The 19828-nt window shown below is 48.4% G+C and carries 20 protein-coding genes; 11 read left to right on the top strand and 9 right to left on the bottom strand.

The genetic code is table 11. The annotated features are described in order from the left end of the window. Positions 1-69: 69 nt before the first annotated feature. On the bottom strand, positions 70-336 hold the full coding sequence (locus tag K6J74_RS03185) for a hypothetical protein (protein ID WP_221272428.1): 267 nt from the start codon (positions 334-336) through the stop codon (positions 70-72). Positions 337-745: 409 nt separating this feature from the next. Between K6J74_RS03185 and K6J74_RS03180 the strand changes: the two genes are divergently transcribed. The 7 genes from K6J74_RS03180 (at position 746) to K6J74_RS03150 (ending at position 9050) form a co-directional block, all read left to right on the top strand. Continuing rightward, the gene (locus K6J74_RS03180; RefSeq protein WP_221272427.1) at positions 746-2353 is read left to right on the top strand and encodes an inorganic phosphate transporter; all 1608 of its coding nucleotides are present in this window, start codon (positions 746-748) and stop codon (positions 2351-2353) included. A 100-nt stretch (positions 2354-2453) separates the two neighbouring features. Then, a complete protein-coding gene (locus K6J74_RS03175) occupies positions 2454-3740 on the top strand; it encodes a hemolysin family protein (protein ID WP_221272564.1) in 1287 nt (428 codons plus the stop codon). Further along, positions 3740-5293 (top strand): TolC family protein, encoded by a 1554-nt coding sequence (locus K6J74_RS03170; RefSeq protein ID WP_221272426.1) that lies wholly within the window; start codon positions 3740-3742, stop codon positions 5291-5293. Before K6J74_RS03175 ends, K6J74_RS03170 begins: the two co-directional genes overlap by 1 nt. Positions 5294-5302: 9 nt before the next feature. Continuing rightward, positions 5303-6292 (top strand): HlyD family secretion protein, encoded by a 990-nt coding sequence (locus tag K6J74_RS03165; protein ID WP_221272425.1) that lies wholly within the window; start codon positions 5303-5305, stop codon positions 6290-6292. A 1-nt stretch (position 6293) separates the two neighbouring features. Then, a complete protein-coding gene (locus tag K6J74_RS03160) occupies positions 6294-7349 on the top strand; it encodes an ABC transporter permease (RefSeq protein ID WP_221272424.1) in 1056 nt (351 codons plus the stop codon). Beyond that, a complete protein-coding gene (locus K6J74_RS03155; protein WP_221272423.1) occupies positions 7343-8476 on the top strand; it encodes an ABC transporter permease in 1134 nt (377 codons plus the stop codon). Before K6J74_RS03160 ends, K6J74_RS03155 begins: the two co-directional genes overlap by 7 nt. Before the next feature lies 1 nt (position 8477). After that, positions 8478-9050, top strand: coding sequence for a hypothetical protein (locus K6J74_RS03150; protein WP_221272422.1), 573 nt, complete (start codon positions 8478-8480; stop codon positions 9048-9050). An 82-nt stretch (positions 9051-9132) separates the two neighbouring features. Here the strand turns inward: K6J74_RS03150 and efp are convergent, their stop codons facing one another. Genes efp through K6J74_RS03135 form a run of 3 tightly spaced genes read right to left on the bottom strand, consistent with a single transcriptional unit; the run spans position 9133 to position 11560 of the window. Continuing rightward, positions 9133-9696, bottom strand: a complete 564-nt coding sequence (gene efp / locus K6J74_RS03145) for an elongation factor P (RefSeq protein ID WP_221272421.1) — start codon at positions 9694-9696, stop codon at positions 9133-9135. A 16-nt stretch (positions 9697-9712) separates the two neighbouring features. Further along, positions 9713-10636, bottom strand: a complete 924-nt coding sequence (locus K6J74_RS03140) for a class II fructose-bisphosphate aldolase (protein WP_221272420.1) — start codon at positions 10634-10636, stop codon at positions 9713-9715. Positions 10637-10645: 9 nt separating this feature from the next. Beyond that, positions 10646-11560 (bottom strand): peptidylprolyl isomerase, encoded by a 915-nt coding sequence (locus K6J74_RS03135; protein WP_221272419.1) that lies wholly within the window; start codon positions 11558-11560, stop codon positions 10646-10648. Positions 11561-11689: 129 nt separating this feature from the next. On the opposite strand from K6J74_RS03135, the gene K6J74_RS03130 reads away from it, so the two are divergent. Then, complete coding sequence (locus K6J74_RS03130; protein ID WP_221272418.1) at positions 11690-12421, top strand: EI24 domain-containing protein; 732 nt, start codon at positions 11690-11692, stop codon at positions 12419-12421. Here K6J74_RS03130 and crcB read toward each other — a convergent pair. Genes crcB through K6J74_RS03115 form a run of 3 tightly spaced genes read right to left on the bottom strand, consistent with a single transcriptional unit; the run spans position 12405 to position 13808 of the window. Further along, on the bottom strand, positions 12405-12788 hold the full coding sequence (crcB, locus tag K6J74_RS03125; RefSeq protein ID WP_221272417.1) for a fluoride efflux transporter CrcB: 384 nt from the start codon (positions 12786-12788) through the stop codon (positions 12405-12407). The genes K6J74_RS03130 and crcB overlap by 17 nt on opposite strands. 37 nt (positions 12789-12825) lie before the next feature. Further along, the gene (locus tag K6J74_RS03120; protein ID WP_221272416.1) at positions 12826-13491 is read right to left on the bottom strand and encodes a uroporphyrinogen-III synthase; all 666 of its coding nucleotides are present in this window, start codon (positions 13489-13491) and stop codon (positions 12826-12828) included. Beyond that, positions 13491-13808: a rhodanese-like domain-containing protein gene (locus tag K6J74_RS03115; RefSeq protein ID WP_221272415.1), complete on the bottom strand. Its 318-nt coding sequence runs from the start codon at positions 13806-13808 to the stop codon at positions 13491-13493. Before K6J74_RS03115 ends, K6J74_RS03120 begins: the two co-directional genes overlap by 1 nt. Before the next feature lie 118 nt (positions 13809-13926). Between K6J74_RS03115 and K6J74_RS03110 the strand changes: the two genes are divergently transcribed. From K6J74_RS03110 to K6J74_RS03100, 3 genes are read left to right on the top strand one after another with little or no spacing between them, the layout of a single operon-like run. After that, positions 13927-16743, top strand: coding sequence for an FAD-binding and (Fe-S)-binding domain-containing protein (locus K6J74_RS03110; RefSeq protein WP_221272414.1), 2817 nt, complete (start codon positions 13927-13929; stop codon positions 16741-16743). Continuing rightward, positions 16736-17416 (top strand): di-trans,poly-cis-decaprenylcistransferase, encoded by a 681-nt coding sequence (locus K6J74_RS03105; RefSeq protein ID WP_221272413.1) that lies wholly within the window; start codon positions 16736-16738, stop codon positions 17414-17416. The genes K6J74_RS03110 and K6J74_RS03105 overlap by 8 nt, the downstream gene beginning before the upstream one ends. 15 nt (positions 17417-17431) lie before the next feature. Continuing rightward, complete coding sequence (locus tag K6J74_RS03100) at positions 17432-18103, top strand: HAD family hydrolase (RefSeq protein ID WP_221272412.1); 672 nt, start codon at positions 17432-17434, stop codon at positions 18101-18103. Between the two features lie 23 nt (positions 18104-18126). Here K6J74_RS03100 and K6J74_RS08495 read toward each other — a convergent pair whose 3' ends face one another. Then, the gene (locus tag K6J74_RS08495) at positions 18127-18252 is read right to left on the bottom strand and encodes a hypothetical protein (RefSeq protein ID WP_260321685.1); all 126 of its coding nucleotides are present in this window, start codon (positions 18250-18252) and stop codon (positions 18127-18129) included. A gap of 8 nt (positions 18253-18260) precedes the next feature. Then, on the bottom strand, positions 18261-19820 hold the full coding sequence (locus tag K6J74_RS03095; RefSeq protein WP_221272411.1) for a phospholipase D family protein: 1560 nt from the start codon (positions 19818-19820) through the stop codon (positions 18261-18263). Positions 19821-19828 lie beyond the last annotated feature (8 nt).

Here is a 19828-nt window from a genome sequence, read left to right as displayed (position 1 = left end):
CTCTCTGCTAAGCCCCTTGCAAAGCTTTGGTTTCCCCTCTTCTATCCCGTTGGAGCACATAAGTTTGTTCTATATAGAGAACTTGCAAAACTTGTAAAATGTGTTTAAGAGTGTGGTATTCATCTCTTGTTGGCTTGGCATGTCGGTGCAGTGGGTGAAGTGTGGGTCTAGCTCCCTAGCCATGACCTCTGGGGTTCTTGCTATACCTAAGTGGGAGTATTTTACAAAGCTCGCCTCATCGGCTAGGCCGATGATGGCAACTTTGCTTGTGGTGCTGTAGGTGGTGGGCGTTGTGTGGCGGATTTTATCTTGGCATGGGATGGATGGGGTTTCCAATGCATACCCCTACCTTACACAGCGTGCCCAATGGTGTGCCATTTAGATGTGGAAAGCATGCGACCTTTTGCCCCGGGCAAAATTGCGACACCACGGCGGTGCTCACTGCAAGCCATAAGACGTTGCTTTGCTTAAGGCACGCGGCGATTTGGCTAGGGACTTGTTTTTTTGTGAAAAGCAGGTTTTTAGTGGTCTGTGAGTTTGCCTGGCACGCTGACAACCCCCTTTGGATGGCAAGATACCTCTTATAAGGCCGTTGGTAAACTACAAGGAGCAAAAGTTAATGGCGGATTACACCCGCCAAATATTAAGATAAGAGGGTGTAAAAAATGAGGAACTTTAAGCGTAGTGTTTAAGCGTTTCTTAGAGATTTTTATATTAAAGTTCTAGCCGTCAATGAAAGCTTACCATGAAATCTAAAACCACTAAACCCACCGGTTCTATCCAAAAGGCCTTTAAAGAACTCCAAAGAGACAATGTCAAGATCACTCTGGCTGTTGTGTTTGTCGTGGCGGCGGCGGGCTTGGCGCTCATCTGTAGCCACACGCCCATACACCTACCCTTGCTCGCTTTAAGCGCAGTTGTGGGTGGGTATATGGCGATGAACATCGGGGCGAACGATGTCGCTAACAATGTCGGTCCGCTGGTGGGCTCTCAGGCAATCACCTTAGGCATGGCGCTTTTGACGGCGGCTCTGTGCGAAGTGCTAGGCGCAGTGTTAGCAGGCAGTGAAGTCGTGCAAAGCATTAAGGGCAAGATCATCGATCCCGAGCACATCCAAAACACCACGGTTTTTGTGGGGATGATGTTTTCAGCACTGCTCTCGGGGGCGATTTGGTTGCATTTAGCTACGGCCATTGGCGCGCCGGTTTCTACCACACACTCCATTGTGGGGGGTGCTTGGGGCGGGGCTGGTGGCTGGGGGGCTGGGGCTGTGGATTGGCCCTTTTTGGGTGGGATTGTGGCTAGTTGGGTCATCTCGCCTGTGATGGGCGGGGGGATTGCGATGGGGCTTATGGTCTTGTTTAAGCAGAGCATCAGCGATCGAGAAGACAAGAAAAACGCCGCCCTAAAGGCGATGCCCCTAGTGGTGGGGGTGATGGGCTTGGCGTTTAGCTGGTATATGCTGGCAAAGGTTCTACGCACGCCGCTAGGCTTGGTTAACGAATTTCTCTTAAGCGTGGGGGTGGGACTACTCGCCTACCATGTCTTTAAAAGTTATGTGGCTTCTAAGTTAAACAGCCTAGAAAACACCAAAGAGAGCGTGCACACGCTTTTTACCCTGCCCTTAGTCTTTAGCGCCGCCTTGCTTAGCTTTGCCCACGGGGCTAATGATGTGGCTAATGCTGTGGGGCCCCTTGCGGCGATTGTGCAGAGTTTGCAAGAGTGGGGACACCACGCCATCCCCACAAAGGCGTATGCCCCCTTGTGGATCATGTTGGTTGGGGGGCTTGGCATCGCCACGGGGCTTAGTTTATATGGTCCCCGCTTGATTAAAACCGTGGGCAGTGAGATCACCGAGTTAGACAAAATGCAAGCCTTTTGCATCGCAATGGCGACTGTGATCACGGTCTTGCTCGCCTCAAAGCTTGGCTTGCCCGTGAGCTCCACGCACATCACCATCGGGGCGGTGTTTGGGGTGGGCTTTTTGCGCGAGTTCTTGCAAAAACGGCTCTTTGAGATGAAACAAATGATCTTGGATGCGCACCATGGCGAAGATGCGGGCGTGATTAAAAACTTCCTAGATCGCTTTGAAAAGGCCAACCCCAAACAGAAAAAAGAGATGCTCACCTACTTAAAGACCTTGCAAAAGGAAAACAACACCCTAGAGTACACCGTGGGCCTTAGTAAAAAAGAGCGCAAGCACCTAAAGAAGGCTTATAAAAGTGAGCTTGTCAAGCGCTCGGTGATCAAAAAGATCATCACCGCATGGCTCATCACCGTGCCTATTTCCGCCCTACTTGGAGCTTTAGGATACTATTTAATAGACACCTTTAACATTGTTGAGAGACTTTAGGCTGGTTGTCCGTTAATTATTCTTTGTGGAATAGACTATAGACTAGGGTTTATTAGGCTAATTTTAAGGAGAGTAGTTGGAAGTTTATGAGTCGCTTGCGATGTGCGCTCTCGCCCTTGTTTTGGTGTTGTGCAACGCCTTTTTTGTGCTCTCTGAATTTGCCATTGTCAAGGTCAGGCGCTCCAAACTTGAAGAACTAAGCCTTCATAACAACCCCAATGCCACCCTTGCCCTAAAAATCAACGCTTCAGTGAATACCTATTTAAGTGCCACGCAGCTAGGCGTTACTCTAGCTTCTTTGGGGCTGGGCTGGCTGGGTGAACCCGCCCTAGCACATTTAATCACGCTTATGCTGCATAAATGGGTGCATTTTTCCGCCCTGCACGCCATTGTGCATGTCCTAAGCGTGGTGCTCGCCTTTTGTTGCATCACTTTATTGCATGTGATCTTGGGCGAAATTGTGCCTAAGTCGGTTGCCATTGTGCGGGCAGAGAGCGTGGTTTTGTGGATAGCTCGGCCCTTGCATGCCTTTTGGATGCTCTCTTATCCCATCGTCAATCTCTTTGACTTCTTGGCGCGCTTGGTGCTCAAACTCTTTGGTATTGAGCCGCAAAAGGACAGCGCACACTCGGAGGAAGAGATTAAAATCATCGTGGGGGAGAGTTTAAAAGGGGGGGTGATCGACTATGTGGAGGAGGAGCTGATTAAAAACGCCGTGGATTTTTCAGACACAAGTGCCAAAGAGATCATGACCCCGCGTAGCGACATGGTTTGTTTAGACACCAAGCAGACCCATGAGCAGCACCTGCAAACGATTTTAAAGCACCCCTTCACCCGCTACCCTTGTTGCGAGGGGCATAAGGACAATATTTTAGGCGTGGTGCACATCAAGGACATTTTATCCACCCCCCTCTTGGAGCGTAAAGAACCTGACCTAAAGCATTTATTGCAAGAGGTGTTGATTGTGCCCGAGAGCGCGTCCATTTCGCAGATTCTCATTAAAATGAACCAACAGCAAAGGCGCATGGCGTTGGTGGTGGATGAGTATGGGGGGACTTCGGGGGTTTTAACGATGGACGACATTTTTGAGGAAATCATGGGCGACATTTTTGAGGGACAAAATGAGAGCAAAGAGGGGATTAAAAAGGTCGATGAATACACCTTTGAATGCGACGGGCGGGTGGATTTAGAGAGTGTGGAGGAGCTGTTGGGCTTTCGCTTTGAGCATAACTACGAGCAGGTAACTTTGGGGGGGTATGTTTTTAGCTTGCTAGAGAGGTTACCCGAGGTGGGCGATGTAGTGGGCGATGAGCGGTGTATTTTTGAAGTGTTGGACATGGACAAGACGCGGATTCGCAAACTCAAGCTCGTAAAAAAGGATTTATGATGCGCAATGATCGGTTTGGGGTGTTGGTGGGGCTACTTAGCGGCGTGCTGGCGGCACAAACGGAGCTCAGCCCCTTGCAAATAGAAGCTAAAAACTCTACAAGTTTAAGCACTCTGCAGACGGATAAATCCACGAAAATCACGCTCAAGCAGGCGTGGGGTATGGTGTTGGCCAACTACGATGGCATCAAGGCGCAGGACTACGCCGAGAAAAAAGCAAAAAAATTAAGCACAGCCGCCAAGCTCTCTTTCTTACCTGAAATTGATTTGAGCGCCTTTTATGTGCACTTAGGCAAGACCATTGAGATCCAGCCTGTGAGTGCAGGGCAACGCACCCAAATCCAAAACAATATTAACGGGTTGGAAAATTCCCTAAAACCTTCACTCGAACAGATCGCCCAAATGGGCGCACCTTTCCAAAGATTAGCGGGCACGCTGAGCGGGGTGATGGCACAGGGGACGGCGGGGCTAATGGGGGCGTTGAATCAGCCTTTTTTGTTCTCTAAACAAAACATTGTGATGGGGGCTTTGAGCATCATTTATCCGCTGTATATGGGCGGAGAGCGTTTTTATATGACTAAATTAGCGTCTTTGGCACATAAAGAGTCGATGGAGGTGTCCCGGCTTAAAAGGCTCTCCACCTTTCAAGAGTTGGTCAAAATTTACTATGGCTTGGTGCTGAATATGGAGGTGGATGAGGTGCTTAAGGGCGTGCAAGCGGGGCATTTAAAGCACTACCAAAATGCCCTCAAACGCCTAAAAGCGGGGCAAATCGCCAAAGTGGAGGCCTTAAGCGCGCAGGTGGCGTATGAAAAGAGCAAAACCAAGTCTATGCAAGCTGATGATGCGCTAGAGGTGGCGACTTTGGCGTTTAACACCATTTTAAGCAGCCAAAACATTCCCGTGGCCAAAGCCCACTTTGCCCCCACAGCGCATTTAAACATCCGCCCCAAAGCCCTGCCTAGTTTGGACTTTTTTGTGCAAGAAACCTTGAGCTCTTACCCTGTGTTAAGAAGTCTGGCGATCAAACAACAGAGTGCACAGCAAATGACAAAATTACAAGTAGCAAAGTTTCTCCCCCATTTTAATTTTTTTGGGGCGTACTTGATGAAAGAGAACAACTCCACAATGATGAATATGATCCCCGAGTGGTTTGTGGGCGTGGGCGCGAGGCTGCCCATTTTAACCCCCAATGGGCGCATCATGCATTACCAAGCCGCTAAGATTGACGAGCTACAAACCTCCGCCTTGCAAAGCCAAGCCAAAAAGGATATGGAGCTGTTGGTGCATAAAACCTACCTGCAATGCCAATCCTTGCTCAAAGAGTATAAAAGTTTAGATACGAGCGTGGAGCTGGCTAAAGAAAATTTAAAATTGCAAGAAGAGGCGTTCAACCAGGGCATGGCGACCAACGCGATGGTGGTGGACGCGCGCAACTCTTTGGCGGGCATTTTGGTAGAGCAAAAGACCCACGCCTACAAATACATCAGCGCATTGGTGGATTTAATGGTGCTTAGCGGCCATACAGACCTATTTTACGACTTTGTTTACTAAGGAAGTGGAGTGAAGACAGCAAGAACCCCGGTTATTGTGGTTGCTTTGGCAGCGGTGGGGATTTTAATTTGGCTCGGGCAGGTGTATTACAGCGCCTACAACCACAAACAGCAACGCCTACAAGGCTTTATAGAGGCTAGAGAGTACAGCGTGAGCTCCAAGCTTGCCGGGCGGGTGGAGAGCGTTTTAGTCAAAAAGGGCGACTTCATTAAAAAAGGGGATTTGGTTTTTACGATCGACAGCCCCGAAGCGGAGGCAAAACTACTACAAGCCAGCTCCAGCCACAAAGCCGCCAAAGCCTTGAGTAATGAAGTGCTTAGGGGTAGCCGCAGCCAAACCATTAAGAGCGCAAAAGATGTTTACCAAGCTGCCAAGGCGCAAAGCGATTTAGCCGAAGAAACCTATAAACGTATCCAAAGCCTATATGACAAGGGCGTGGCGAGTTTACAAAAGCGCGATGAAGCCTACGCAGCCTTTCAAAGCGCAACCTTTAAGAAAAACGCCGCTTACGAGCAATACCAACTCGCTCTAGAGGGTGCGTCCAATGAGAGCAAGATCGCCGCTAAAGAGAAAGAGCAGGCCGCTTTAGGGCAACTCAACGAAGTGCAGGCGTTTTTAAGGGATAAAAAGGCCTACAGCCCTATCGATGGCGAGGTGAGCAATGTCTTGCTTTATGGTGGAGAGTTAAGCCCCAAGGGCTTTCCTGTGGTGCTGGTTACCGACACTGCGCATGCGTGGTTGGATTTAAGCGTGCCTGAAAAGTATTTGAGCCGCTTTAAAAAAGGGGCGCGCTTTACAGGCTACATCCCCGCCTTGAAAGAGAGCGTGGAGTTTAAGGTTACGCATATTGCGGTGATGGGCGATTTTGCGACTTGGAAAAGCACGAACAGCAGCCAAAGCTACGACATGAAAAGCTTTGGGATTGAAGCCACGCCCCTAAAGGACATGCAGGCTTTGCGGGTGGGCATGAGCGTGTTGGTGGACATCCCTAGCGACTAAGATGTGGGCAAAGTTTTTCCAATCGCGCTTTGCAATGGCGGTGTGCGTAGCCCCACTTTTCTTTGGGCTTCTTATGATCGCCTTGTTTTATCAACAAATCCCTACACAGCTAAACATCGGGGTGGTGGACTTGGATAACAGCCAACTAAGCCACGAAATGGTGCGCTCGCTTAATGCCAGTAGTGCGCTTAATGTGGCGCATTTTTACAGCAATTTAGACCAAGCCAAGCCTTTTTTGGCCTCTAAAAAAATCTATGGGGTGGTGGTGATCCCTAAGAATTTAGAGCGTCAGGTCAAACTGGGCGTGCAAACCCCCATAGCCCTATACTACAACGCCACCTATGTGCTGGTGGGCAAGACCTTGCTAAACGCCTTTTTATACACTCTCTCCGCCCTAGAAATCAAGCAAGATGTCGCCACGAATTTAAAGCTGCACAGCGATTTAAACACCGCCAAAGCCCTAGCCTTCCCCATGTATGTCGATTTACACACCCTATTTAACGAGCACAACAACTATGCGCAATTTTTGCTGATGGCGATCTTGCCTTGCATGTGGCAGATCTTGGCGGCTTTGGGGATGTTTAACTTTGTGCAGATGTGCCAAAATGGTCGTGAAGTGTGGGTGGCTTTGGGGCTCAACACGCTCATTTTTAGCGCATGGGGGGCGTTGATGCTCTTTTACTTGAAGCCTTACAACGCCCACTGGGGACTATTACTGTTCTCTTGTGTACTGTTGGTTTTGGCGATCTCTAGCGTGGTGGTGGGTTTCTTTTTCTTGCTGAAAGAGCCGATGCGCGTGGCCTCTTTCATCGCCCTTTATACCGCCCCCTCTTTAGCGTTTGTGGGCGTCACCTACCCCACAGACAACATGCCCGCCCTAGCGCAATTTTGGAGCGCGCTCTTGCCCGCCACTTACTTCATAAAAGCCACCATTGCCCTAGACTATTACCAAGCCCCCCTAGATTTAGCCTTAAAAGCCATCGCCCACTTGCCGGTCTTTTGGCTCTTTTATGTACTAGGGCTTGCCCTTTTTGCCAAAAGAGAGCGGGCATGCTAAAGGTATTTGCAGACGAACTTAAGGGCATTTTTAGCCACCTTGGGGTGCTGATGGTGATCATCGGTGGGCCGCTCTTTTATGCCATGCTCTACCCCCTGCCCTATAAAAACGACATTGTAACACGGCAAGCCATCGCCCTAGTGGATCACGACCACAGCCACTTGTCCTATAGGTTTACCCAAATGCTAGAAAGCACGCAGGGGGTGAGGATCACCTACCGCCCAAGCTCCATTCAAGAGGCCAAGAAACTCTTAGAAGAAGAAAAAGTCTTTGGGATCGTGCTGATCCCTCGATTTTTTGAGCGGCATGTATACACGAGCGTTCCTGCAAAAATTGAGCTGTATGCCAACGCCAACTACTTTCTCATCTACAGCACCATCGCCCACGCCACGCTAGAGACTCTGCAAGCCCTAAGCCAAAGGGTCAAAATCTACAAGGATTTATACCTAAGCGAGCGCACCACTGAGCACAATCTCTTTGATCTGCAAACCATCCCACTTTACAACCCCTCCCTTGGCTATCTTAACTACGCCATCGCCCATGTCTTTATTTTCATCTTGCACCAAACGCTTTTGATCGGGGCGGGGGCGATCACCTGTGCCAACCCTAGACGCTTTAAGGGCTTTGGGGAGGCTCTAAAAATCTGCTTTGTGCGTGTCTTGTGCTTCACCTTGATCTACATTTTCCATTTACTGCTCTACTTTGGAATGCTCTTCCCCTACTATGGCGTGCACATCCACGCCAACCCCACACAATTACTGATCTTTGGCGTGGTCTTTCTCTTTGCGGTGGCAAGCTGTGGGGTGTTCTTTGGCTCGTTCTTGAGTAAGCCTGCCCAAGCCACGCAAATTGTCCTTTTCAGCTCTTTGCCCTTAATTTTTATGATGGGCTTCATTTGGCCCACCGAGCTCATCCCTGCTTTTTTGCGCCTGCCTCTGCAGCTCATCCCTGCCACGCATGGCATCTCGGGTTTTGTGATGCTCAACCAATTTGCCGCTCCCTTTAACGCAGTGCGTTACGACCTGTGCGCCTTGGTTATTTTAGCCCTTGGCAGCCTAGTGGCGGGGGCGTGGCGGCTTGCAAGGGCAGATTTTGCTACAATGAATCAACTTAAATTAAAGGATTAAAATGTCTAGGCGTATCGCTTTCATCTTAGCTAGTGCATTCATTTTAGGAGCGTGTAGCTCAGGCCCCAAACAAGCAGTCTTTTTACAAGACATGCCCAGTTGGATGGTGCAGGACATGAGTGGGTACACCACACAAGGGATCGACAGCTCCCATGTGATCGATGGACAGGTGCAGCGATCGGAGGTGATCGCTAGAGATCGCGCCCGCTTTAGAGTGGCGATCCACATTGCCGACAAGCTCAAGGCAACTTACACTGCTAGCCAAAACGCCCACCAAAAACCCTATGATGATGCGATCTTTAATCAAATCATCCAAGCCATTGCTGCCAGCTTAGGGCATGGGGTGCAACTGGGCGAGTATGTCAACCCCAACAATGAAGAGGTCTTCATGTTGGTGCAAGTGAACTTCTACGACCAAGCCAAACTCCAAGCGGCCCTAGAGAAGATCAAACCCTTAGCCTCTGAAACCATCCAACAAATCGCGGCAGGTATGAAAAAGATTTTTGATGAATTGAATTTAGAGAACGCCACAAAAAACCATCACGATTTCACAAAAGATCGCGGGGGGCGTTAAAAACGACTAGGGGAAAAGAAGGGTTTAAGGAGCACTTCTAAAGGGGTTTTAAAATACGCCTCCAAGCGGAGCGTAAAGGGGTTTATTTCACCTTTTCGAGGTATTCGCCCGTTTGGGTGTTGACTCTAATCACCTCGCCCTCGAGCACATGGAAGGGCACTTGCACCACCGCCCCAGTTTCAAGCGTGGCGGGTTTTTTGCTGGCACTGGAGGTGTCGCCCTTGAAATTGGGGGGGGTCTCTGTGATCTTCAACTCCACCACTTGGGCGACCTCCACAGAAATTGCCTTTTCATTATGAAAGAGCACCTGTACTTGGGAGCCATCGAGCATCCATTTGGGCGCGTCCCCCACTTGATCCTCGCTCAAAGCGATTTGCTCATAGGTTTCTGTGTCCATGAATTGGTAGCTGCTGCCGTCAAAATAGAGAAATTGCATGGGTTTTTGCAATAAATTGGGCTCATCGCATTTGTCGCCGGCGTGGAAAGTTTTTTCAATCACCTTGCCGTCTAAAAACGATTTGATTTTCGCCCGCACAAAGGCCGCACCCTTGCCCGGTTTGACATGCTGGTATTCCACGATGCGGTAAGGCACGCCCTGTATTTCAATTTTCAAATTCTTTTTTAATTCGCCCATGCCAATGGCCATTGAGTTCCTTTAATCCTTAAATTTTACCCGCACTGCCAAGCACACGCATGCGCTCCACAATGACGGCTTTCACCGCCTCTATGCCGGGGGTGAAGTATTTACGCAAGTCAAACTCGCTGGGGTTTTCGTTTGCCATTTTACGCACTTGGCCGATGAAGGCTAGGCGTAAATCTGTGTCGATGTTGATTTTATTGATCCCACCCTTGATGGACTGCTCGATGAAGTCAAAGGGCACGCCTTTAGAGCCCTTTAAATCCCCGCCCGTGCTTAAAAAGGCTTGGCGCACGCTTTCAGGGATGGAGCTTGCCCCGTGCAAGACTAGGGGGATATTGGTGCGTTTTTTCACCTCCACAAGGCGATCAAAGTCTAGTTTGGGCTCGCCCTTGAACTTAAACGCCCCGTGGCTCGTGCCAATAGCCGGGGCTAAATAATCCACTTGGCTCACTTTCACAAACTCTTCAGCCTCATTAGGATTGACCAAGACTGCGTCTTTTTCATCTACGGAGATATTATCCTCAATGCCCATCAGCCGTCCTAGCTCTGCCTCCACGCTCACCCCCTTGGAGTGGGCGTAATCCACCACTTCTTTAGTGAGATTTAGATTTTCTTTGAAGGGGTGATGCGAGGCGTCGATCATCACAGAAGTGAAGCCCGCATCCACCGCCTTTTTACAGCTCTCAAAGCTGGTGCCGTGATCAAGGTGCAAGGCGACGGGGATGTCCGAGTAGCGTTTGCTCATGGTATAGACCATGCTAAGCACCATGTCAATACCCAAATACTTGATCGCCCCCTCGCTGGCTTGCACGATGAGGGGCGATTTGGCGGTGTCGGCTGCCTCAAAGATCGCGCGCAACATTTCAAAATTGACAAAGTTAAACGCCCCAACTCCATAGCCCTCCTTATGGGCTTTGCTTAAAATCTCAATGCCCGTAACTAGCATGTAAGCCCCCTAATCTTTGGTGATGTTTATTTGTACATGTTTGCGCAACTTCTCGAGCTCTCCCTTGACATATTCTTGAAACTTGTGCTCTTTTAAGATACCGATGATGGTTTGCCTAGCTTGCTCAAAAGTAGGGGTTTTTGGCTCATTTTTGCTATTAAGATAAATCACATGGTAGCCAAACTCAGTTTTAACGGGGGTTTTTGTGTAGGTGCCAGGTTTGAGCGCAAAGACAGCGTTAGAAAACTCGGGTGCCATTTGGCTTTTTTGGAATTTGCCCAAATCCCCGCCATTTTTGCTGTTTTTAGTGTTGGGGTCGATGGATTCGCGGTTGGCAATTTCGATAAATTCTTTTTCTACACGGGTTTTAGGCACTTTGTTGAGCTCGGAGATCACCCGTTTGGCATCCGCTTCGGTTTTTACTAAAATGTGGCGGGCGTGGGCTTCTTGTTGCACGAATTGCGCTTTATTTGCCTCGTAGTATTGTTTTAATTTAGCTTCGGGGATGTCCTCTTTACCGATCGCCTCAGCTTGGCGTTTTGCCCAAGTTTCAACCAAAAGTTGTTTTTTATAGCTCGCCATCCTTTTGGCAAAGTCAGCGGTTTCGTCTAGTTTCTCTCTTTTAGCTTCTCTTTCAATCAACAAATTGTTGATGGCTTGTTCTAGCAAGGCTTCTTTTTGCTCGGGTTTGAGTTTGTCAAAGTCAAAGTTTGGGTTGCGCTGCTTAATCACATTAAAATCGCTCTCTGTGATGTCCACCACTTCGGGTTTAGCAGGGGCTTCTTTGTGTTTTCTGTGGTGTTTACCCTTAGTGGGTGTGTCTTGAGGGGCGGGGAAAGTCACGGTGGCTAAAGTCTTTGCCCCCACAAAACCCACACCTAACGCCCCCATCAAAACCAAACTCACGATGCTTCTCTTAACCATAAAACTCTCCAGACTATTGTAGAATTGAAACTTTGCATTTGCAAAGGCATGAAAGGATTATTTTAGCATGCTAAACTTAATATAACCACTAAACCACAAAGTGAACTATCTTAACAATGGAAAAGGAAAATGGAAACACCGCTACAAAACATCCATAAAAGCTGGAAAGACTTCTTAAGCTGGAAAATGTTGTTTTTAAACTTAGGACCCGTATTCTTAGGGGTGCTGTTTTGGGGAGTGATTTTGTTCCACTTCGGGGGCAATATGGTGCGCATCATTGAAGGCTTTTTACCCACGAGCTGGGATCACTACGCCCACACCAATGGGCTTTTGCCCGCCATGTTCTTGCTCGCCATTAAGATTTTTGCCTATGTGCTCTTGTTGCTCTGCGTCTTAATGTTGAGTTTGATCGGCAATCTCTTCATCTCGCTCTTTTACACCCCTGTGGTGATTTGCTACTTACACAAGCGCGATTACACAAACCTACCCCTAGAAAACTTCGGAGATTTCATGGGCTGTATCCAGCATTTCTTAAAGCAACTCGCCTACTTGTGCATGTTCTTGGTGGTGTGTATCCCGCTGTACTTCATCCCCTTCGTGGGGGTGTTCGTGTCCCTGATCCCGCATTACTTTTTCTTTAAAAACACGCTCTCTTTTGACATCGGTAGTTCCATTTACAACCAAGAAACCTATCAAGAAGTGCTCAAGGAATACAAAGTCCCCCACCACAAAGTCGCCATTGTGGCTTACTTATTCTCTTTGATTCCTATATTTAACTTTTTTGCCACGCTTTTACAGACCATCATCCTTGCCCGCTTCTTCTTAGACATCAAAGCCCAAAAATCTAATGCACGAGTTTAGCTAAACCCCAGCCAGCCACTACGCAGAGCAACCCTAGTAGGTTGCTTCCCACCACATAGGCGATCGCCTCGCTAAAGGCTTGCTTTTGTAAGAGCTTTAAAGTGTCTAGCCCAAAAGAGGAAAAAGTCGTAAAACCCCCCAGTACCCCCGTGATAAAAAACACGCTCATTTTATCGCCCAAGATGGATTTAGCCGCCAAATGCCCCGCAAAGCCGATCACAAAGCAGCCGATCAAATTCACGCTAAAAGTGCCTACAGGAAAACTCTGCCAAATCCATAACTTCGTGGGCGCGATCTTGCCCACAAAATAGCGCAAACTAGCCCCCACAGCCCCGCCCAGTGCCGCTAATAAAAACATCAAATGCATGCCAATCCTTTAAATTTTTAAAAATGTTAGCAAAGATTTAAAGCGTTTTGGCTAACTCTAGGCAGGCTTCAAGGCTCGTTTCTGGGCTTAAATGGGCGCAAATATGCGGATCAAGAGCGTTTAAGGTGCTTTGCCCGATGGCTACGGCCACATAGCTAGAATCCCAAGCAAAATTTTTTAAAAAATGCCTATAACTGCTAGGGGCAGTGAACACCAGCACGGAGTGGGGCTTGGGCTTTTGCGTTTGCGCTAGCATTAATGGGATGTTTTTGTAGGCAACCAAAGAGGGTAAAAAGTCTAGGGCATTTGTGGCGACACTTTGAGCGCGCACGAAGAGCGTGGGCTGTGGCAAAAGGTCTTTAATTTCTTTAACAAAGCCCTTGGCATGTCCGCTTTGCCCCACAAAGGCAACATTAAAGCCTAGACTTTTTGCCATTTGTGCGCTTTTTGGGGCGAGCACAAAGGTGGGCAAGCTTTTTAGAAAGGCGAGGGTATTGGTGTTTTTTAAATTGTGCTCTAAACTCAAGGGGGCGTGTTTAGAAGTAAAAAGCAAAGCTTTTAAAGAAGGCAAGGGAGGGGTTAGATTGTCCAAATTTAGGGGCAAATAGACAATTTGACTACAAGCTAGGTAGCTGACACGGGGCCCTAGTGCTGCTTTTGCGTCCCCTGTGATCGCACTGCCGATCACAACAATCGGGCGCACTAATTTTCTAGAACTTCTAAGCCCGAAGCCTTAAAGTCTTCAAAATTTGCTTTCAAAAAGTAAATGTTGGATACACCCACGCCGTGTAAAGCGTTGGCATACTGGGCGGCGGTGTTACCTCGCCAGCATTGCAACAAAACCTTATCTTGGGGGTGTTCTAGGGCAAACCTTTTAATGGCGTTCAGGTCGTCCATATGGATCGCCTCTTTTAAATGCGATTTGTGGTAACTCTCTGCATCCCTGACATCAATCACGCAATAATCTTTGGGATTGAAATGTCCAAGCTCCACGAGCTGGTGTGTGTAAGCACTTTCCATAACTATCCTTTAAAAATTTTGAGGGGATTTTAGCACATTTTCACACACAAAGATAAACAACCAAGAAAAGTAGTAAAATGCTTTTTGTATTTTGAAAAGCTTAATTTGAGGATATTTTATGTCACACAATTACACCGCCTTTTACCAAGAAGCCCGAGAGTTTTTAGGCGATCGCGTCTATAAGGATTATTTACGCCGTGTGGTCTATGGCATCGATGCGTCATGCTATCGCTATGTCCCCGAATTGGTCGTAAAGGTGCGCCACGAGAGCGAGGTCATGCGCCTTTGTGATCTAGCCAAAAAGCACAACACTCCTCTAACCTTTAGAGCGGCGGGCAGCTCTTTGTCGGGGCAAGCATGCGGCAGTGGGGTGCTTGTCATGGCAAATTTAGGCTGGCAGGAGATCACGCCCCAAGATGCGGGGGCGAGTGTGCGCCTTGGCTGTGGGGTGATTGGAGCACAAGCCAACAACGCCCTAAAAGTCTATCAAAAAAAGATCGGGCCTGATCCGGCGACCATTGCGACCGCCATGGTGGGGGGGATTTTAGCCAACAACGCCAGTGGCATGTGCTGCGGGGTGGCGCAAAACAGCTATAAAACCTTAAAATCGATTCGTGTAGTTTTAGCCGATGGCACGCTCTTAGACACGAGCAAACAAGAGAGCGTGGAGGCATTTAAACAAAGCCACGCCCCCCTTTTAGAGGGGTTATTGGCTCTGCGTGAGGAAGTGCTAGAGGACAAAGAATTACACGCCTTGATCCAAAAGAAATACAAAATCAAAAACACCACGGGTTATAGCCTAAATGCCCTCATAGACTTTGAAGATCCCATAGATATTTTAAGCCATTTATTCATTGGCTCGGAGGGGACTTTGGGCTTCATCTCTAGCTGTGAGTTGCATTGTGTGCCCGACTACCCTTATAAAACCTGCTTCTTGCTCTTTTACGAGACTTTGGCAGAGGGCTTAAAGGGGGTGCAAATTTTGGCACAAAATGCGGATAAAATCAGCGCCGCCGAGTTAATGGACTATGCGTGTCTAGCCAGCGTGAAGGGGGCGGAGGGCATGCCTAGCGTGCTAAATGAGGTGAAGCCGGGGTATTCGTGCATTTTGGCGCAGCTTGAGAGCACCAATCTAAGCACCCTTGAAGCCAACAGCGCCTTTGTGCTCGAAAAACTGCAAGCCGTCCCCACCGTTTTACCCCTAGAGCAAAGCACAGACCACAAAGTCTACAACGCATGGTGGAAAATTAGAAAAAGCATTTTCCCCATTGTGGCGGGGCGGCGGCGCAGTGGGGCGAGTGTGATTACAGAGGATTTATGTTTTGACATGGAGCATTTACAAGAGGGAATTGCCAACTTGCAAAGCTTGTTAGAAAAGCATGGCTTTAAAGAACATAGTGTGATTTTCGGGCATGCTTTAAGTGGCAATTTGCACTTTTTAATCACCCCCCTACTAGAAAACCCCACTGAGAGGACGCAATTTAGTGCGCTCATGGAGGATTTGGCCCAAATGGTCGTGTCCTTGCAAGGTTCGATCAAGGCCGAGCATGGCACAGGGCGCATGGTCGCCCCCTTTGTCAAATTAGAGTGGGGTGAGAAGGCCTATCAAATTTGCGAGCGCATTAAAGCCTTGTTTGACCCGGACAAACTCTTAAACCCCGATGTGATTCTCTCCAACGACCCGCAAATCCACGCCAAGAACTTAAAAGAGAGCGTGCCCATTGCCCCCGAGATTGAGCCTTGCATGGAGTGCGGGTTCTGTGAGCGCATTTGCCCTAGTCGGTATTTGTCCTTAACCCCCCGCCAGCGCATAGGTTTACAGCGCGAGATCGCCTACTTAAGCCAAAGAGCAGCGCAGGGACTAGCCACGGATAAAGTTTTACTAGAAGAGCTTTTGGAGGGCTATAAATACCTGAGCGATGAAACTTGTGCGGCGTGCCATATGTGCTCCACGCTCTGCCCTTTAGGCATTGACAGCGCCACGATTGCACTCAAAACCCGCACCAAAGAAAAAGCCCCCCTAGTGGCAAAAGAAATTTTAAAGCACATGGATGTTGTGGTGGGAGGGCTAAAAGTGGGGCTTGGCGCGGTGCAAGTGGGGCAAGTAGCATTAGGGGCAAATTTTATCCACAAGTGCAGCCAAAAGTTGCACACCAAAATCCACACGCCCATTGCCCCAAATTACATGCCAAGAAGGAATAAATTTAAACTCACCAGCAAGCCTAGCGACCAAAACGTGCTGTATTTTTCCACTTGCATCAACCGTGCCTTTGCGCCTTCAAAACTCATGCCCGATCCGCGTAGTTTGCAAGAGGTGTTCGAGTCGCTGTGTCAAAAGGCAGGCTTTGGGGTGATTTATCCTAAAGAGTTGCCCAAGTTTTGTTGTGGCAAGGCGTTCATTGACTATAAAGATTTAAGTGTGCAAAACACCGAGAAAAATGCCAAACTTCTAAAAGAGTTGTCTAATAATGGCCAAATCCCCATTGTGCTAGACCACAGCGCATGCAGCGCGTATTTGATCGAGCAATTAGAGCACACGGGGCTAAAAATCTATGACATGCCCATTTTCATCCAAGAGTTTTTACTGCCCCATTTAAAAATCACGCGCTTAAACGAGGATATTGCGCTTTACACCATGTGTGCGGCCAAACGCTTAGGCTATGCGCAAAACATGCGGGATTTGGCTAAGGCATGCGTGAGCGGCAAGGTTGTGGAGCACACCGACACGGGTTGTTGCGGTTTTGCGGGCAACAAGGGTTTTTTAACGCCTGAACTCAACGACCACGCCTTGTTAGACTTCACTAGCTTTTATCAAGATAAAAAACTTAAAAAGGGCTTTTGCAGCTCCAGCACCTGCGAAGTGGGCTTAAGCCAACACTCTAACATCCCCTTCCAGCACATTGCCTACTTGGTTGATTCGTGCAGCGATGAATAACTTAGCGCATTTGGCCATCATCATGGATGGCAATGGGCGGTGGGCAAGATTGCAGGGCAAGCCTAGAACGCACGGACACCAGCAAGGAATCAATGCTTTAAGAAACATCACCATTTGGTGCGCCAAAGAACACATCGCCTATCTCACGCTTTACGCTTTTTCTACTGAGAATTGGAGTCGCCCTAAAAGCGAAGTGGATTTTTTAATGCGGATGCTCAAAAAATACCTCGTGCAAGAGCGCCCCACTTACTTAGAGCATAAAATCCGCTTCAAGGCGATCGGCAATTTAAAAAAATTCAGCCCCGCTTTGCAAAAAACCATTTTAAATTTGGAACAAGAAACCGCCAGCCACACCGCCCTAACGCAGGTGTTGGCCCTGAACTATGGGGGACGCGATGAGATCGCTAGGGCATGTGGGCAGGTGCTGGAGTTGGGGCTAAAGGGGGATTTGCAAGAGCTCATCGGGGCGCATTTAGATACGGCGGGGTTACCCGATGTGGATTTGTTGATTCGCACAGGTGGGGAGATGCGCTTGTCTAATTTCTTGCTGTGGCAATCCAGCTACGCCGAGCTGTTCTTTAGCCCGGTGCTCTGGCCCGATTTCACGCCCACACATTTGGCCAAAATCATTGCTTCGTTTAACCAAAGACAGCGTAAATTTGGTAGGGTGTAGCAGAAAGGGGCTAGCATGGCGCTAAAAGTTGTGGTGTGGGATTTTGATGGAGTGGTGTTTGATAGCATGCACTTAAAGGGGGAGGGGTTTAAGGAATTGTTTAGGCGGCACACCAAGGCAGATGAGACTGCCCTAAAGGCGTTTGAGGATTACCATTACGCTAATGGGGGGGTGAGCCGCTTTGATAAAATTGCGCACTTTTACACCCAAATTTTAAAGAAAACCATAGATGCGGACAAGATCAACGCCCTAGTGGAGGAGTTCGGGCACATCATTGAAAAGGACTTGTTCTCAAAAGAGCATTTAAATTTAGAGGTGATGGACTTTGTGAAAGCCAATCACGAAAAGTATATTTTCCATATCGCCTCGGCGGCTCTGCACACTGAGTTGCAGGCACTCTGCGCGTTTTTGGGGATTTCGCCCTATTTTAAGAGCATCGAGGGTGCGCCCCCGTCTAAGGCTAAAGTCTTAGCAAATCTTTGCACCAAGTATGGCTATAAGCCTAGCGAAATGGTCTTGATCGGAGATAGCAAGAGTGACTATGAGAGTGCAAGGGTAAATAAAATCACCTTTCTAGGCTACAACAACCCCACCTTACAAGCTCTCTTGCCACAAGCCTATATTAGTCGCTTCGCCAACTTAGATTTAGATTATATTTGCCAGCATAATCAAATAAACTCAATTTAAACAAAGTGGGTGGTTTAGATGTATTAGGGGTAGCCACCGGCAGTGTGGGCTTGGCTACTATCTAGCTTAGCAAAATGGGTAAATGCCATCGCCCTCGCACGCACACCAAAGGGGACATATTGGCAAAGTCTTGGCAAGAATTTAAGCATTTCGCGCTCTACAGCTCATCTTCGGGCAAAATCTTAGACCAATTTTTAATGAAGCGCAAAAAGGGGGAGGTGTCGGGGGGGTTGGTGTGGCGCACCACCTGCCCATCCTCCACGCCCTCCCAAATCAATTTAGAGTGCAAGGCGTGCCTTTCTAAAATCAGGTGCCAGCTATCGCGCATTTGCTCTTGCATGCGGCGTTGCAAGTAGGTGGCAAAGGCGGGGTTATCAAAGACCACGACCGACTCAGTGTTGATTTGCGCCGAGCGTGCGTCTAAGTTGAAACTGCCAATCCAAGTCAGTTGGCTATCAAAGATTAAAATCTTGCTGTGCAGAGAGTTTTTAAGCCGACCCTTGATTTTAAAGTGCACCCCCCCCTTACGGGTGTATTTAATGTAGCGGGAGAGTTCGCTCTTGGTTTCGTAGACATTAGCCCCTGCCTTGACTAACTTTTTGGCGTATCTCTCCCACGCCCCATAAACCACAATTGCATCTGTGGAGGCGAGCGAGTTGGTTAAAATGCTAAGCTCTAGTCCCTCGCTTAGTTTCTGTTTAAAGGTTTTAAGCAGGGCGGGGCCGGGGATTAAATAAGACGAGGCAATGTAGAGGCTGTTTGTGGTGTGCTTTAAAATCTCTTGCAGGGCGTGGTTGATGGGGGATTTAGGGTTTAGGGCGTAGATTTTTTCAGGGCGATCGGCAACAAAGTAAGCCCGCCCTAGGTAGCCCTTGTTTCGTTTATTGATGAACTTTTGGATGAAGGCTTGTACTTCCTTGTCATAGGTGCTCTGATCGTTTAGTAAGAGTTTAGAGAGGCTCTTGGCGTAGGTTTTGGCGTATTTCTTTAGTTTTCTGTGGCTAGGCAGTAAATTAGCCGGGATCGCGCCTTTAAAGTTCCAATATTCTAAAAAACTCTGCTTGGCTTTTAGGCTCACCGCCCCCAAAAAGAGCGCGTCCGTGTCTAAAAAGTTTTCTTCTAGGTCGTTGTCAAAGTAGACATCGGCGATGTTGCGCCCCCCAATCACTAGAGCTACATTATCCACAATGAAAATTTTATTGTGCATGCGCTTTTTAATGCGGTCGTAGCACGCCATCATTTCTAAATAGCGTAGTCCCTTATTGCGGACACGATAGGGGTTAAAGATTTTGACATCAATATTGGGGTGGGTGTTTAGCATGATGATGTCGGACATGTCCGAATCTAGCCCATTGTCATCAATCAAAAGGCGCACCTTCACCCCCCGATTGGCCGCCTTGTAAAGCTCCGACATCATCACCCGTGAAGAAATGTCGTTCTTGTAAAGGTAGGTCTGTATGTCTATGTTGTGCGTGGCTAGGCGGATTAAGGCGATGCGTTGTAACAAGGCTCTGTCCCCATCTTGCAAAATGAAGCCCAAACTCTGCTTAGGATTTTGGTTCAAGGTTTGGGCGTACACCTGCCCTAGGGGGGTTTTTAGGGGTTGGTAGCTTTCTAAAAGGTGGATGTGATCGGGGCGTTTTTTGGCAATGGTGGCAAGACACCCGCTGAAAAACAGCGGGCATACAAGCAGACAAATGCACAAAAAGCGTTGCAAAAAAACCC

Origin of the sequence: Helicobacter sp. NHP19-012 (assembly GCF_019703325.1) — a bacterium.
Classification (GTDB): Bacteria; Campylobacterota; Campylobacteria; order Campylobacterales; family Helicobacteraceae; genus Helicobacter; species Helicobacter gastrofelis.
Note: the sequence above shows the minus strand (reverse complement) of the source record. Positions and strands in the feature narration are given on the sequence as shown.

Coding starts and splice junctions, on each gene's coding strand:
- K6J74_RS03180 (WP_221272427.1), top strand. CDS start 746: ATGAAATCTAAAACCACTAAACCCACCGGTTCTATCCAAAAGGCCTTT.
- K6J74_RS03130 (WP_221272418.1), top strand. CDS start 11,690: ATGGAAACACCGCTACAAAACATCCATAAAAGCTGGAAAGACTTCTTA.
- K6J74_RS03100 (WP_221272412.1), top strand. CDS start 17,432: ATGGCGCTAAAAGTTGTGGTGTGGGATTTTGATGGAGTGGTGTTTGAT.
- K6J74_RS03105 (WP_221272413.1), top strand. CDS start 16,736: ATGAATAACTTAGCGCATTTGGCCATCATCATGGATGGCAATGGGCGG.
- K6J74_RS03140 (WP_221272420.1), bottom strand. CDS start 10,636: ATGCTAGTTACGGGCATTGAGATTTTAAGCAAAGCCCATAAGGAGGGC.
- K6J74_RS03175 (WP_221272564.1), top strand. CDS start 2,454: ATGTGCGCTCTCGCCCTTGTTTTGGTGTTGTGCAACGCCTTTTTTGTG.
- K6J74_RS03135 (WP_221272419.1), bottom strand. CDS start 11,560: ATGGTTAAGAGAAGCATCGTGAGTTTGGTTTTGATGGGGGCGTTAGGT.
- K6J74_RS03110 (WP_221272414.1), top strand. CDS start 13,927: ATGTCACACAATTACACCGCCTTTTACCAAGAAGCCCGAGAGTTTTTA.
- efp (WP_221272421.1), bottom strand. CDS start 9,696: ATGGCCATTGGCATGGGCGAATTAAAAAAGAATTTGAAAATTGAAATA.
- K6J74_RS03115 (WP_221272415.1), bottom strand. CDS start 13,808: ATGGAAAGTGCTTACACACACCAGCTCGTGGAGCTTGGACATTTCAAT.
- K6J74_RS03170 (WP_221272426.1), top strand. CDS start 3,740: ATGCGCAATGATCGGTTTGGGGTGTTGGTGGGGCTACTTAGCGGCGTG.
- K6J74_RS03155 (WP_221272423.1), top strand. CDS start 7,343: ATGCTAAAGGTATTTGCAGACGAACTTAAGGGCATTTTTAGCCACCTT.
- K6J74_RS03150 (WP_221272422.1), top strand. CDS start 8,478: ATGTCTAGGCGTATCGCTTTCATCTTAGCTAGTGCATTCATTTTAGGA.
- K6J74_RS08495 (WP_260321685.1), bottom strand. CDS start 18,252: ATGCTTAAATTCTTGCCAAGACTTTGCCAATATGTCCCCTTTGGTGTG.
- crcB (WP_221272417.1), bottom strand. CDS start 12,788: ATGCATTTGATGTTTTTATTAGCGGCACTGGGCGGGGCTGTGGGGGCT.
- K6J74_RS03160 (WP_221272424.1), top strand. CDS start 6,294: ATGTGGGCAAAGTTTTTCCAATCGCGCTTTGCAATGGCGGTGTGCGTA.